14 protein-coding genes are annotated in these 13,343 nt (G+C 68.9%); 5 read left to right on the top strand and 9 right to left on the bottom strand.

What is annotated here, in order from left to right; all coding sequences use genetic code 11:
- Nucleotides 1–589: 589 nt before the first annotated feature.
- Both VFQ64_RS12980 and panC read right to left on the bottom strand, forming a co-directional pair.
- Complete coding sequence (locus tag VFQ64_RS12980) at nucleotides 590–886, bottom strand: hypothetical protein (RefSeq protein WP_325103760.1); 297 nt, start codon at nucleotides 884–886, stop codon at nucleotides 590–592.
- 163 nt (nucleotides 887–1,049) lie between these two features.
- Nucleotides 1,050–1,892 (bottom strand): pantoate--beta-alanine ligase, encoded by an 843-nt coding sequence (gene panC, locus VFQ64_RS12975; protein ID WP_325103759.1) that lies wholly within the window; start codon nucleotides 1,890–1,892, stop codon nucleotides 1,050–1,052.
- Nucleotides 1,893–1,981: 89 nt separating this feature from the next.
- Between panC and VFQ64_RS12970 the strand changes: the two genes are divergently transcribed.
- From VFQ64_RS12970 to VFQ64_RS12950, 5 genes are all read left to right on the top strand, one after another.
- Entirely contained in the window at nucleotides 1,982–2,803 is an 822-nt protein-coding gene (locus VFQ64_RS12970) for a division plane positioning ATPase MipZ (RefSeq protein WP_325103758.1), read from the top strand.
- Nucleotides 2,800–3,078: a DnaJ domain-containing protein gene (locus VFQ64_RS12965; protein ID WP_325103757.1), complete on the top strand. Its 279-nt coding sequence runs from the start codon at nucleotides 2,800–2,802 to the stop codon at nucleotides 3,076–3,078. Before VFQ64_RS12970 ends, VFQ64_RS12965 begins: the two co-directional genes overlap by 4 nt.
- 130 nt (nucleotides 3,079–3,208) lie before the next feature.
- A complete protein-coding gene (pgmG, locus tag VFQ64_RS12960) occupies nucleotides 3,209–4,591 on the top strand; it encodes a phosphoglucomutase/phosphomannomutase PgmG (protein ID WP_325103756.1) in 1,383 nt (460 codons plus the stop codon).
- A gap of 60 nt (nucleotides 4,592–4,651) precedes the next feature.
- Nucleotides 4,652–5,155, top strand: coding sequence for a PH domain-containing protein (locus VFQ64_RS12955; RefSeq protein ID WP_325103755.1), 504 nt, complete (start codon nucleotides 4,652–4,654; stop codon nucleotides 5,153–5,155).
- Between the two features lie 30 nt (nucleotides 5,156–5,185).
- A complete protein-coding gene (locus VFQ64_RS12950; protein WP_325103754.1) occupies nucleotides 5,186–5,947 on the top strand; it encodes an exonuclease domain-containing protein in 762 nt (253 codons plus the stop codon).
- Between the two features lie 152 nt (nucleotides 5,948–6,099).
- On the opposite strand, the gene gyrB is transcribed toward VFQ64_RS12950, so the two are convergent.
- The 7 genes from gyrB to VFQ64_RS12915 form a co-directional block, all read right to left on the bottom strand.
- Nucleotides 6,100–8,640 carry a DNA topoisomerase (ATP-hydrolyzing) subunit B gene (gene gyrB / locus VFQ64_RS12945; protein ID WP_325103753.1) on the bottom strand — a complete coding sequence of 847 codons (2,541 nt, stop codon included), beginning with the start codon at nucleotides 8,638–8,640 and terminating at the stop codon, nucleotides 6,100–6,102.
- A 45-nt stretch (nucleotides 8,641–8,685) separates the two neighbouring features.
- The gene (locus VFQ64_RS12940) at nucleotides 8,686–9,915 is read right to left on the bottom strand and encodes an MFS transporter (protein WP_325103752.1); all 1,230 of its coding nucleotides are present in this window, start codon (nucleotides 9,913–9,915) and stop codon (nucleotides 8,686–8,688) included.
- A 125-nt stretch (nucleotides 9,916–10,040) separates the two neighbouring features.
- Entirely contained in the window at nucleotides 10,041–10,787 is a 747-nt protein-coding gene (locus tag VFQ64_RS12935) for an OmpA family protein (RefSeq protein ID WP_325103751.1), read from the bottom strand.
- A gap of 82 nt (nucleotides 10,788–10,869) precedes the next feature.
- Nucleotides 10,870–11,916 carry a DNA replication/repair protein RecF gene (recF, locus tag VFQ64_RS12930; RefSeq protein WP_325103750.1) on the bottom strand — a complete coding sequence of 349 codons (1,047 nt, stop codon included), beginning with the start codon at nucleotides 11,914–11,916 and terminating at the stop codon, nucleotides 10,870–10,872.
- Between the two features lie 25 nt (nucleotides 11,917–11,941).
- Nucleotides 11,942–12,733 (bottom strand): Coq4 family protein, encoded by a 792-nt coding sequence (locus tag VFQ64_RS12925; RefSeq protein ID WP_325103749.1) that lies wholly within the window; start codon nucleotides 12,731–12,733, stop codon nucleotides 11,942–11,944.
- A 51-nt stretch (nucleotides 12,734–12,784) separates the two neighbouring features.
- The gene (locus VFQ64_RS12920; protein ID WP_414712904.1) at nucleotides 12,785–13,120 is read right to left on the bottom strand and encodes a type II toxin-antitoxin system PemK/MazF family toxin; all 336 of its coding nucleotides are present in this window, start codon (nucleotides 13,118–13,120) and stop codon (nucleotides 12,785–12,787) included.
- Nucleotides 13,113–13,334, bottom strand: a complete 222-nt coding sequence (locus VFQ64_RS12915) for an AbrB/MazE/SpoVT family DNA-binding domain-containing protein (RefSeq protein ID WP_325103747.1) — start codon at nucleotides 13,332–13,334, stop codon at nucleotides 13,113–13,115. The genes VFQ64_RS12920 and VFQ64_RS12915 overlap by 8 nt, the downstream gene beginning before the upstream one ends.
- Nucleotides 13,335–13,343: the final 9 nt, after the last annotated feature.

The following is a 13,343-nucleotide window of genomic DNA, read 5'->3' as shown; positions in this document are numbered from 1 at the left end:
GGATCAGCTGTTATTGGTGTCGGCGGTCCTAACTCGTCGCCTGGGACCGCGAAGATGTGATTGCCGGTGTCGAGGTCGGCTCGGCCATCTGGCACCCGCTATGTTCATGTTGCGGGTCAGGAGTCTCCACCATGGCGTCCAGATTGGCCATTAGCTGAAGGCAGCAGCATTCGTTCACGTGAGAGAAAGCGCTGGCGACCAGCGGAGCCTCTTGGCTCACGTGCGAAAGCGCACTTTCCCTCAGGGCCTTGGGTCGTTCGCTCAGGAATATCGAGAGCTAAGGCCCGCCCGCTAGACTCGCATCCAGCGAAGGCGAAGTGATGTCGTGCCGTTTTGGACCCACATTCCGTAGGCTCGAGGTGCAGCTGAGCACACGCGTGTCATGCACGCTTAAGCAACGTTCGTGGGTAATCTCTGTCGTCCAGCTTTGCTTTGTGTTTACCACCCCCATTCATGGGGAGGTGGCAGCCGCTTCAGCGGCTGACGGAGGGGCCTCTCCACGGGCGGGCCGTTTGCCGCCCGCCCCCTCCACCACTCGCCCAAGTGGGCGAGCGGTTCCCCTCCCCGTGAACGGGGAGGATCAAGAAGATTAAGCCGCGATCCTGCGGGTACTGGCCAGCCACGACCGCGCCGCCGCCTGCGCGGACGCGATCTCGCGCGCGCTCATGTCCTCGGCGATGTCGGTGCGGCAGTCCTTGGCGGTCTCCAGACCGGCGATGGCGGCGAGGTTGAACCATTTATGCGCCTCTACCAGGTCGATGGGTACGCCCGACGTACCGGTCGAATAGCAGACGCCCAGCTCGTACAGCGCGTCCGCCTGCCCGCTCGCCGCGTCGGCCAGCCGGCTCTCGATCAGGAACTGCGCGCTCTTGATGCTGTTGCCCATGTGAAATCCCCCGTTGAATGTCCTTGGCAAGGACTTTGGGGTGATTCGCGTCACCAAATGGTTAACGGCGCAGCAAGCATGCGAGCAGCGAAGCTGCGCGCAAGACTTGCAAGCCCGGCCGGCGGGCCGCAGGCCCGTTCGACGACACGGCTTTGCCGTGGCGCTAATCCGTTGGCACAGCCACATTGTCGATCAGGCGAGTGCTACCGAGCCGTGCCGCAGCAAGGAGGCGGCGGGGCCGTCCGGGCACAGGATCGGGTGCCAGCGTCTCGGCATCGGCAAGCGCGACGTAATCGACCTCAAACCCGGCCTGCTCCAGTGCCGCGCGCGCCTGCGCCAGCGCGTCGACGGGATCGTCGCCGCGCCCGATCGCCTTCGCCGCGACCCCCAGCGCGCGGGGCAGGGCCACGGCGGCGGCGCGTTCTTCCGGCAACAGGTAGATGTTGCGCGACGACAGCGCGAGGCCGTCATCCTCGCGCTGCGTCGGCACCCCGACGATCTCCACGCCCATGTCCAGGTCCGCGACCAGCCGGCGCACGACCGCCAGCTGCTGCCAGTCCTTTTCGCCGAAATACGCGGCGTCGGGCGTGACCTGGTTCAGGAGCTTGGCGACCACCGTCGCGACCCCGTCGAAATGGCCAGGCCGCGCGGCGCCGTCCCAATGCTCGCTGACGCCGCTCACGCTGATGTTGGTCGCGAAGCCGTCGGGGTACATGACCTCGACGGGGGGCGCCCACAGCAGGTCGCATCCCGCATCCGCCAGCATCCGTGCATCGCCCGCCTCGCGCCGGGGATAGCGCGACAGGTCCTCGTTCGCGCCGAACTGCTTGGGGTTGACGAAGATCGACGCGACCACCCGTACGCCCGCGCCCCGCGCCGCCTCGACCAGCGCCATGTGCCCGGCATGGAGCGCGCCCATCGTCGGCACCAAGGCTACGCGCTCGCTCGCCGCGCGGAAGGCCGCGACCGCCTCGCGCAAACTGCTCAATTCCCGCACAGTGCGCAACGAACACCCCCTCAACAAAGTCGGGCGGGGTCTCTATGGAGGCGCACGGTCTCTATCAAGTTAACCTTTTTCGATCCGAGGAAACGCCTTTGCCCAGCGGGCCGGACAACACCCACGTCATCGTCTTCGCCAACGAAAAGGGCGGCACGGGCAAGTCGACCACCGCGGTCCATGTCGCGATAGCGCTGGCGGCAAAGGGCGCGCGCGTCGCGTGCCTGGACCTCGACCATCGCCAGCGTACCGTCGGCCGGTATCTCGACAACCGCGCGGCGACGATCAAGCGCACCGGCGCCGACCTGCCGATGCCGGTCCACGCCACCGGCGACGGCACGACCGAGGCCAATTTCGAAAAGCTGTACGCCCAGCTGCTCGACGGCGCGGATTACCTGGTCATCGATACGCCGGGCCGTGACGATGTCTTCGCGCGGACGGCGGCGACCCGCGCGGACACGCTGGTGACGCCGATGAACGACAGCTTCGTCGATTTCGACCTGATCGGGCAGGTCGATCCGGAAACCTACAAGGTGACGCGGCCTTCCTTCTACTCCGAGCTGATCTGGGACGCGCGCAAGTCGCGCGCGCGGGCCGATGGCGCGACGATCGACTGGGTCGTACTTCGCAATCGCCTCCAGCATATCGAAGCGCGCAACATGCGCCGCGTGCAGGACGCGCTGACGCAGCTCGCCAAGCGCGTCGGCTTCCGTCTCATCCCTGGGCTCGGCGAGCGGGTGATCTATCGCGAGCTGTTCCCGGCCGGGCTGACGATGATCGATGCCAAGGCCTTCGGACAGATGGCGCTCAGCCATGTCGCCGCGCGCCAGGAGCTCCGCGAGATGATGGCGGCGCTGTCGCTGCCGGAGCCGCAGATCCCGATGTTCGCCGCGCCCGCGACGTCCGAGGCCGCGGCATGATCAAGGCCGTCGTCGTCCTGCTCGCGATCGTCGGCGCCTGGCTGCTGCTGCGCGCCGCGATGCGCCAGCGCCGTGCGACCACACCGACCCTGACGATTTTGACCGAGCGGGAGGCGCGCGCGGTGCTCGGCGTCTCGCCCGACGCCGATGCCGAGACTATCCGCGCGGCGCATCGCCGGCTTGTCGCCGGCGTCCACCCGGATACGGGCGGATCGGACGAGCTGGCGCGGCGGGTGAACGCCGCGCGCGACGTGTTGTTGAAGGATCAGAACTGATTAGCCACAACCGCTCGTGGTGAGGAGAGGCTGAGCGGAGCCGAAGCTTCGTCTCGAACCACATGTGTCCTTCGAGACGGCGCTTCGACAGGCTCAGCGCTTTCTCAGGACGAACGGAAGAGGATTAGCCATGACCCACCGCTTCGACCCCACCGCCTTGCGCGAATATGATGTGCGCGGCATCGTCGGCCGAACGCTCGGGCCGGCGGACGCCCACGCGCTCGGGCGGGGATTCGCGACCCGGGTGCGGCGCGCGGGCGGCACGCGCATCGCGGTCGGCTATGACGGGCGGGTGTCGTCACCCGAGCTGGAGGCGGCGCTGGTCGAAGGGTTGACCGCGTCGGGTGTGGACGTCGTTCGCATCGGACTCGGGCCGACGCCGATGCTCTATTATGCCGAAGCCGAGCTGGAGGTCGATGCCGGCGTCCAGGTGACCGGCAGCCACAATCCGGCAGACTATAACGGCTTCAAGATGGTGCTCCGGCACCGGCCCTTCTTCGGCACCGACATCCAGGACCTGGCGCGCCTCGCCGAGGCGGGCGACTGGGAGGAAGGGGCCGGCGAGGTTACCAGCGCCGACGTGTTCGAGGACTATGTCCAGCGCCTCGTCGCCGGCGACACGCGCGGCGCCTACCGGATCGGCTGGGACCCCGGCAACGGCGCGGCGGGGCCGGCGATCACGCGGCTGGTGCAGCTGCTGCCGGGCGAGCACCACGTCATCCATGCCGAGGTCGACGGCACCTTCCCGAACCACCATCCCGACCCCACCGTCGAGGCGAACCTTTCCGACCTCAAGCGGCTGGTGGCGGAGAAGCAGCTCGACTTCGGCCTTGCCTTTGACGGCGACGGCGACCGGGTCGGCGCGATCGACGGCGAGGGGCGGGTGATCTGGGGCGACCAGCTGCTGTCGATCCTCGCCGAGCCGGTGCTGGCGGCGATGCCCGGCGCCACGATCATCGCCGACGTCAAGGCGTCGGGCATGTTGTTCGACCGGGTCGCCGAACTCGGCGGCGTACCGGTGATGTGGAAGACCGGGCACAGCCTGATCAAGACCAAGATGAGGGAGACCGACGCGCCGCTGGCGGGCGAGATGTCGGGGCACATCTTCTTCGCGCACGACTGGTACGGCTTCGACGATGCGCAGTACGCGGCGGTGCGGCTGATCGACGCGGTGCACCGCTCGGGCCGGTCGATGACGGAGCTGCGGACCGCGATGCCGGCGCTGTGCACCACGCCGGAGATGCGCTTTCAGGTCGACGAGGCGCGCAAGTTCGTGGTGGTGGACCAGGTGCTCGCGCGGCTGCGCGGGGACGGGGCGAACGTCAACGACACCGACGGCGCGAGGGTGACGACGGCGGACGGCTGGTGGCTGCTGCGCGCGTCGAACACGCAGGACGTGCTGGTGGCGCGGGCGGAAGCGAAGGATCGTGCGGCGCTCGACCGGCTCGTCGCGGCCATCGACGACCAGCTCGCGCGATCGGGCTTGCGGCGGGGGGAGCAGGTCGCGCACTGACGATTAAGTGAACGCACCACCGTCACCCCGAACTTGCTTCAACTCTGAAACGAGTTCAGCATGACGGGAAGGCTTTCCGCCGCGCTCGATCCACATTACCTTCCCGCCATGCCCGAAACCCCTGTCGATCAGTTCCGCACCGCCACCGGGCGCTGGCTGTATGGCAGTCTCGCCGGCTGGGGGACGTTGCTGCTGTGCCTGGTGGGCGTCGGGCTGATCATCGTGCTGGTCCGCTGGCTCGGCGCGCTCGCCACCTCGTACGAGGTCACCGACCAGCGGCTGATCGTGCGGCGCGGGCTGATCATGAAGACAGTGGACGAGATCGAGCTCTACCGGATCAAGGACGTGCGGCTCGACTATTCACTGCTCAACCAGATGGCGGACATCGGCACGATCACGCTGACCTCGACCGACCGCACCACCGGCGACACGCAGTTCGTGCTGCGTAACGTGCCGCATGCCCGCGAGCGGCGCGAGGGTCTGCGCGGGCTGGTGGAGCGCGCGCGGCAGCGGCGCGGCGTGCGCGAGATCGACGTCGATCATGAGGGTCATCTGGCTGGATAATCGCGCCGCCCGCGCCCATCTAGCGGCGGCATGCCAGCGCCTCAGCCTTCCATCGTCCGCGTCATCGACCTCGAAACCACCGGCAATGCGCCGCCCGCGCATGGCGTGGTCGAGATCGGCTGGCAGGACGTGGCGCTCGGCGCCGACGGGCGCTGGGCGCTGCACGGCGAGGGCGGGCAGCGGCTGGTCAACCCCGGCCGCGCGATCCCGCCCGTCACGATGGCGGTCCATCACATCCGCAACGAGGATGTGGCGGACGCCCCCTGGTGGCACGATTGCGCGCGGCCGATCCTCGACCCCTGGCCGCGCCGCGTGGCGCTGGCCGCGCACCGGGCGGACTTCGAGCAGGGGTTCTGCACACCTTCGCTGACCCGCAACGCCGACTGGATCTGCACCTGGAAGTGCGCGCTGCGGCTATGGCCCGACAGCCCCGCCTTCTCCAACCAGATCCTGCGCTATTGGCGCGATCCCGTGGGCTTGGACCACGAGCGCGGGCTGCCGGCGCATCGCGCCTTCCCGGACGCCTATGTCACCGCGCACCACCTGCGCGACATGCTCAACGAGGCGAGCGTCGCGCAGCTGATCGAATGGTCGCGCGCGCCCGGCCTGCTGCCGCGCGTACGGTTCGGGCCGGATCGCGGCAAGGAATGGCGCGAGATCGGGCACGAGGCGCTGATGGGCTTCCTCACCGATCGCGACCCCGACATCCGCTTCACCGCCCAGGCCGAGTTCGACCGGCGCAGCGGTGGCGGCACGGTCGGCAAGGCGTCGGCGCAGGAGCTGTTGCTCTGAAACTCACCTGATCCTCCCCGTTAATGGGGAGGTGGCAGCCGCTTCAGCGGCTGACGGAGGGGCGTCTCCCCGAGCGATGCGTTCGCGGCCTGGCCCCTCCACCCCTCGCGCAAGAGCGCGAGCGGTCCCCCTCCCCGTAAACGGGGAGGATTTCAGACGTCCAGATTGGCGACGTTCAGCGCATTGTCCTGGATGAACTCACGCCTGGGCTCCACCACCTCGCCCATCAGCCGCGAGAAGGTCTCGTCCGCGATCGCGGTGTCCTCGGTCGTCACGCGCAGCATCGAGCGGTTGGACGGGTCGAGCGTCGTCTCCCACAGCTGTTCGGCGTTCATCTCGCCCAAGCCTTTGTAACGCTGGATCGCCAAGCCCTTGCGCCCGGCCGCCAGCACCGCGTCGAGCAGCTGCGAGGGGCGCGACACGCGCGTCTCGCCCCGCGCGGTCGTGGTGACCCGGCCCTCCTCATCCGTCGGCGTATCATCCTCCGCCGTCGGCGCCGACAGGTCGGGATCGGGTTTCGCCACCGGCGCCTTGGACGGCACCAGCTTGCCCGGATGCGCATAGGCCTCGGCCTGTTCGGCGGCGAGCGCGTGGAGCTTGCGCGCCTCGGCGGAGATCAGGAAGCTCGCCTCGACGATGTGGTGATCGGTGACCCCGCGCCACAGCCGCTCGAAATGGATGCCGCCGTCCTCGGTCAGCCGCGCCGTCCAGCGCGAGTCCTGGTCGCCGGCGTCGAGTTGCCGCGTCACGGACTGGACCCGGGCGTTGCGCGCCTCCCGGCCGAGCGTCGGGTCGAGCGCGTCGCCCAGCGCCAGCGCCTCGATGATGCCGGCGTCGTAGCGGCGCGGCACATAGCGCATCAGCGTCCGCATCCGCCGCGCATGATCGACCAGATCGCGCAGGTCTGGGCCGAACCGCATGCCCCCGACGGCCTCCAGCACCGTGTTCGCGACCCCCGCCTCGACCAGATATTCGTCGAGCGCGGCATCATCCTTCAGATACACCTCCGACCGACCCTTGGTCGCCTTGTAGAGCGGCGGCTGCGCGATGAAGAGGTGACCGCGCGTGATCAGCTCGGGCATCTGGCGATAGAAGAAGGTCAGCAACAGCGTACGGATATGCGCGCCGTCGACATCGGCGTCGGTCATGATGACGATCTTGTGATAGCGCAGCTTGTCGGCGTTGAAATCGTCGCGGCCGATGCTGGTGCCCATCGCCTGGATCAGCGTGCCGATCTCCTTGGACGAGATCATCCGGTCGAACCGCGCGCGCTCGGTGTTCAGGATCTTGCCGCGCAACGGCAGGATCGCCTGGAAATGGCGGTCGCGGCCCTGCTTCGCCGAACCGCCGGCGGAGTCGCCCTCGACCAGGAACAGTTCGCACTTGGACGGATCGCGCTCCTGGCAGTCGGCGAGCTTGCCGGGCAGGGAGGCGATGTCCATCGCGCCCTTGCGCCGGGTCAGCTCGCGCGCCTTCTTGGCGGCCTCCCGCGCGGCGGCGGCGTCGATGATCTTGCCGACGATCGCGCGCGCATTCTGCGGGTTCTCCTCCAGCCATTCGGCCATCTTGTCGGCGAGCAGCGACTCCAGCGGCTGGCGCACCTCGGAGCTGACCAGCTTGTCCTTGGTCTGCGAGGAGAACTTCGGATCGGGCAGCTTGACGGAGACGATCGCGGTCAGCCCTTCGCGCATGTCGTCGCCGGTGAGCTGGACCTTCTCCTTCTTCAGCATCCCCGACCGTTCGGCATAGTTGTTGAGCGTCCGCGTCAGCGCCGCGCGGAACGCAGCGATATGGGTGCCGCCGTCGCGCTGGGGGATGTTGTTGGTAAAGGCGAGGACGTTCTCGTAATAGCTGTCGTTCCACTCCAGCGCGACGTCGATGCCGATGTCGTCGCGTTGGCCGGTGATCGCGATCGGCTCCGGGAACAGCGGCGTCTTCGAGCGGTCGAGATACTTCACGAACGCGGCGATCCCGCCCTCGTAGAACAGCTCCACCGTCTTCGGCTCGTCATGCCGCGCGTCGGTCAGGAACAGGCGTACGCCCGAGTTGAGAAAGGCGAGCTCGCGGAAGCGGTGTTCGAGCTTGTCGAAGTCGAACTCGACGATCTTGAAGGTGGCGGGCGAGGGCAGGAAGGTGACGCGCGTACCCTTGCGGTCCGACGCGCCGACCCGCTTGAGTGGCGCCACCGCGTCGCCGAACGCGAAGCGCATCTGGTGCTCTTCGCCGTCGCGCCAGATCGTCAGGTCCAGCCACTCGGAGAGCGCGTTGACGACCGAGACGCCGACGCCGTGCAGCCCGCCGGACACCTTGTAGGCGTTGGCGTCGTTGGTGTTGTCGAACTTACCGCCGGCGTGGAGCTGGGTCATGATGACCTCGGCCGCCGACACGCCCTCCTCCTCGTGGATTCCGGTCGGGATGCCGCGGCCGTTGTCGGTCACCGACACGGAGCCATCAGGGTTGAGCTGGATGTCGATCCGGTCGCAATGCCCCGCCAGCGCCTCGTCGATCGCGTTGTCGCTGACCTCGAACACCATGTGATGCAGGCCCGACCCGTCGTCGGTGTCGCCGATGTACATGCCCGGCCGCTTGCGCACCGCGTCGAGGCCCTTGAGCACCTTGATCGAGGAGGCGCCGTAGCTGTTGGCGTTGGGGTTTTCGGCGGAGTCCGGCTGGTTCTGGGAGGTGTCGCTCATGCCCAGCATATAGGGACGCGGCGGCCGAATCGGAAGCGAAACCGCTCAATCGCGCGAGTCGGCGCCCCCCAGCGTCAGGAACAGCCCGGCCGCCGCCACCAGCCCCGCAGCGGCGATCCATAACGCGACGGAATAGTCACCAGTGGCGTCATGCAGCCGGCCGAAGCCGACGATCCCCGTCGCGGTCCCGAGCAGCGCCAGCACCAGCAGCGAGCCATAGACCTCGCCATAGCTCTTCAACCCGAACAGCTTGCCGGTGAGATAGGGGAGCAGGTCGTGCTCGGCGCCGTTCATCAGCCCGGCGGCGAAGATCAGCGCCATGGCGAGCGCGAAGCCGGGCGCGTCGAGCTGCAGCCCGACGAAAGCCGCCGCCGAGATCGCCGCCGCGATCGCGGCGAGCGGCGGCGCGGCGAAGCGGTCGACCAGGAAGCCCATGGCGAAGCGACCGACGATCTGCGACGCGCCGAAGCTGGCGAGCAGCAGCGCCGCCTGACCCGCGCTCAAGCCCCGGTCGAGTCCGAACGGCACCAACTGCGTCACCAGCCCGTTGGTGGCGACGTTGATGAACAACGCGGTCAGCCCCAACGCCCAGAACCGCGCCGAGCGCCGCGCCTCGCGGCCGGTCATGCCGGTAGCGGGAGCGGCATCGGGGTCCAGCGCCGGGTCCGGCCCGTCCCTGGGCGCTTCCCGGATCGCCAGCAGCACCAGCGGCAACGCGATGCCTGCGACCATGATCGCGAGCGTGACGAAGCCGCCGCGCCAGCCCCACAGCGAAATCGCGGCGGCGATGGCGGGCGGCAGCAGCAGCGTGGTGATCGACAGGCCCGAGGTCGCCACCGCCAGCGCCAGCCCACGATGCGCCACGAACCGCGCGGAAACGAGCTTGCCATAGACCAGCGCGCCCGTCCCCGGCACCGTCAGCGCCAGGCAGAAGACGGCGAGCTGATATTGCCACAGCCGCCCGCTCATCACCGCCAGGCCGGCATAGGCGGCACCCAGCAGCAGCATCGCCGTGACGATCATCGCGCGGACGCCGATCCGGTCGGTGAGGCGGCCGAGGAACGGCGCTGCGAGCCCACCGACGAGACCCAGGCCGGCGGCGGTGGCGATCTGGCCGCGCGTCCAGCCGAACTCGGCGATCATGCCGGGCGTGAACAGGCTCGACAGGTTCTGGAACAAGCCCGGGCCCGTGCCGACGCCGATCATCGCCGCCAGCACCACGGGCCAGCCGCGCCGCCACTCCGCCCGGCCGCTCGCCTGATCGCCCGTTCTCATCGGCAAAGCGTAGCCGGAGCGGCACCCTGTAGCCAGCCGGGCGCCGCTCCGAACAAGGTAGGTTGAGCCTCCAACCTCCGCTCAGCACGAACGGCGTGTCGGCAGGATCAACGCAGGAGGGAAGCCTAGCGCGCGAACTCGTTCGCGCGGCGGCCGAGCAGGGTGACCTCGACGCGCCGGTTCTGGCGCATGCCCGCCGCCGTCGCGTTGCTGGCGACGGGCTGGCTCTCGCCATGGCCGGCGACCTGGAAGCGGGCGCGCGTGACGCCCATTTGGTCGAACGCGTCGCGCACCGCAGCTGCGCGACGTTCGGACAGGTCCTGATTGTACGCGTCGCTGCCGCGCGAGTCGGTGTGGCCGTCGATCGCGATGCGGACGCCACGCTGGTCGCTCAGATAGGCGGCGAGCGGGCGCAGCTTCTCGATCGCGCCGGGGCGCAGCCGATCGCTGGCGGTGGCGAACAGCACCTCCTCGGACAAGGTCAGCGTCGCGCCGCGCGCGGTCTGGCGAAAGCCATAGTCGCGCATCGCGCCGCGATCCCAATTGCCGCCACGTTCCTCGACCACCACGACCTGGCTGCGGCTGTCCCAGTCGAACCGGTCCCGGCGCGGACCGGCGGCGTCGGCGAAGGCGCGGTTGGCGGCGTCGGCTTCACGCGGCTGCACACGGCCGTCGCGATTGAAATCGAAGTTGCGCATCACGAACGCACGGCCACGCGCGCTATCGCGCAGTTCCGGATACAGGATGCGGGCGCCCGCGCCGATCAGGCGGTAGTCGCCCGGGCGCCAGTCCCACCGCGCCTGCGCGAGGGCGGGGCCGGCGGCGAGCAGGGTCGCGAGCGCGGCGGCGGTTCGGAAAACGGTCTTACGCATATACACCTCCATGGCCCCCGCCATGCCGGTGTTCTGTGGTGGCGGGCTTGAACGCGGCGTGATCGCGATCGAAAGGCCCTGTTCAGTCGCCGAGGCGGAGCCGGGTGGCGTCGTTTATGCCCGCGAACAGCGCGTCCTCCGTCCCCGTCATCCAGGTCTGACCACCGTCGGCCAGCCGCTCGAACAGCGCGGCGCGACGGCGGGGATCAAGATGGGCCGCGACCTCGTCCAGCAGCAGCACGGGCTTGGCGCCGGTGCGTTGCGCGACCAGATCGGCATGGGCGAGCACGATGCCGAGCAGCAGCGCCTTCTGCTCGCCCGTGGATGCCAGCGCCGCCGATTGATCCTTGTCGCGGTGGGTGACGATCAGGTCGCTGCGGTGCGGCCCGGCCAGCGTCCGTCCGGCCGCCGCGTCCCGGGCGCGGCCTTGTCGCAGCGCGTCGATGAGCGGCGCGTCGTCGCCCTCCCATCCCTCCAGCCGCAAACGCGCGCGCGCGAAGGGGCCGGGCGGGGCATCCGCGAGCGCCAGGTCGAGCAGCGTCACCGTGTCCCGCCGCGCGACGTCGATCGCCGCGCCGTGTTCGGCCAATTGCGCCTCCAACGCCGACAGCCAGGCCGGATCGGCGCTGCGCAGGTCACCGAGCAGCCGGTTGCGCGCGCGCATCGCCGCATCGTAGCGCAGCGCATGGTGGGCGTGACCCGGCGCGAGCGCGAGCACCAGCCGATCGAGAAAGCGCCGCCGCCCGCCCGCCGACTCGACGAACAGCCGGTCCATCGCCGGGGTGAGCCACAAGACGCTCAGCCACTCGGCGAGCACCGTCGTGGCGGCAGCGGCACCCTGGACGCGCAGCACGCGGCGCTCGGGCGAGTCGGCGCGCGTACCGGTGGCGATCTCGACCGCGTCCGTCAGTGTAGCGGCGACCCCGAACCCGCCAGGCCCATCGGCGCGTGCGATCTGGCCGAGATTGGCGCGGCGCAGGCCCCGTCCAGGCGCGAGCAGCGACACCGCCTCCAGCACATTGGTCTTGCCCGCGCCGTTCTCGCCGGTCAGCACGACCAGTCCCGCGCCGGGCGCGAGGCTCAGCGTGGGGTGGTTGCGATAGTCGGTGAGGACCAGGCGCGACAGCATCGCGCCCGCCCTAGCGGGGATAGGGCTAGGCGGCGAGCTTCTGCGGCTCGGGCTGCGCGGCCTGCTTCTGCGCACTGAGATACGACGCCATCTCCGGCCCCAACTCACGTTGGGCCTTCTTGTACAGCACCGGATCGGCGATGTTCAGCCGCAGCCTCGCTGCGTCGAGCGGCTCGTGCATCAGCTTCTCATAGTCCTCGCCGATCAGCCACTTGGCCTTGCGACCATGGCGATAGCCTTCCCACACGGCCTTGGCGAACAGGCCGTTGCCGGTGACCCTGACGCTCTTCAGCGACGCCGCGGACGCAATCAGCGCCCAGCCGAGCCCGCTCAGCTGCGCATAGGAGAACGCGACCAGCGCCGCCTCGCCCAGGCTCTCGTCCGCCTTGTAGCCGGTCAGCACATGCCAGATGTCGTGCACGTCGCGGCTGCGGCGGCCGTACCAGGCGTAAGGATGCGCCATGTCCTCGATCGGGTTGACGCGGCTGACCTCGACCAATCCGTCGGCGGAGTAGCCCGTGGTCTCCAGGAAGTGGCGATAAGCGGCACCCACGGTGCCCGGCGCAAACGAGTTGACCCAGGCGCGGTCGGTGAAGCGCTTGGCCAGTTCGACCTGCTCGCATGCCATCCGCCCGCCGTCGGAAGTCGCGATCATCCGCGAATAGCCACGCTCGCCGGAGCCGACGTTGAGCGCGCGCATGATGCGGAACACCTGCTCGGTGTCGTCGCCATTGGCGAGCAGCTTGCGGATCGCGACGAATGCCGCCTTCCAGTCGCGACGCCCGGTCGTGCCGGGGAACGGAGGCATCTTGGCCATGCGAGGGCTCCTTACTGACACTAATGTTAGTAACGAAGTAAGTCGCGTGGGTCAAGCCTCGGCTACTTGATCCATGGCGGCACGGACGCGGGTGACGATAGGTTCGGGCAGCCGTCCTAGCCGGCTGGCCGTGTTCTCGGCGACGCTGACAATCTTCGCCGGCCGGACGATCGATGGGTTGGGCAGACCGGCGGCGCGATAATGATCGCCGATCGGTGTGTCGTCGGGCCAACCGGCGTTGTCGGAGCTGGTCACCATCACCGCCCGGTACAGGCGAAACTCGTCGCCTTGCCACGGTCGGCCGACAATCACCGCCGGGCGGTGGCGAAGACGCAGCGCCTCGACAAAGGGGACCGGTACCCAGACGAGGTCACCGAAATCAAAGATTGTCGTAAGCTTTACAGTCGGCTTCGCTCGCCCCTTCGGTGGACAGCGCGAAGGGGTTCTCGAACGGGTCCATCGCCTTGTCGACTCGACGCAGGATCACCTTGCCGCCGTCGATTTCATAGGAGACGTCATCGCCCGGCTCGAGCGCCAGCGCGGCGCGCACCGCGCGAGGGATCGTCGTTTGCGCCTTTGCGGTCACTCGGCTGTAGATCATCCGCCAAAG

Origin of the sequence: Sphingomonas sp. (genome assembly GCF_035714405.1) — a bacterium.
GTDB lineage: Bacteria > Pseudomonadota > Alphaproteobacteria > Sphingomonadales > Sphingomonadaceae > Sphingomonas.
Note: the sequence above shows the minus strand (reverse complement) of the source record. Positions and strands in the feature narration are given on the sequence as shown.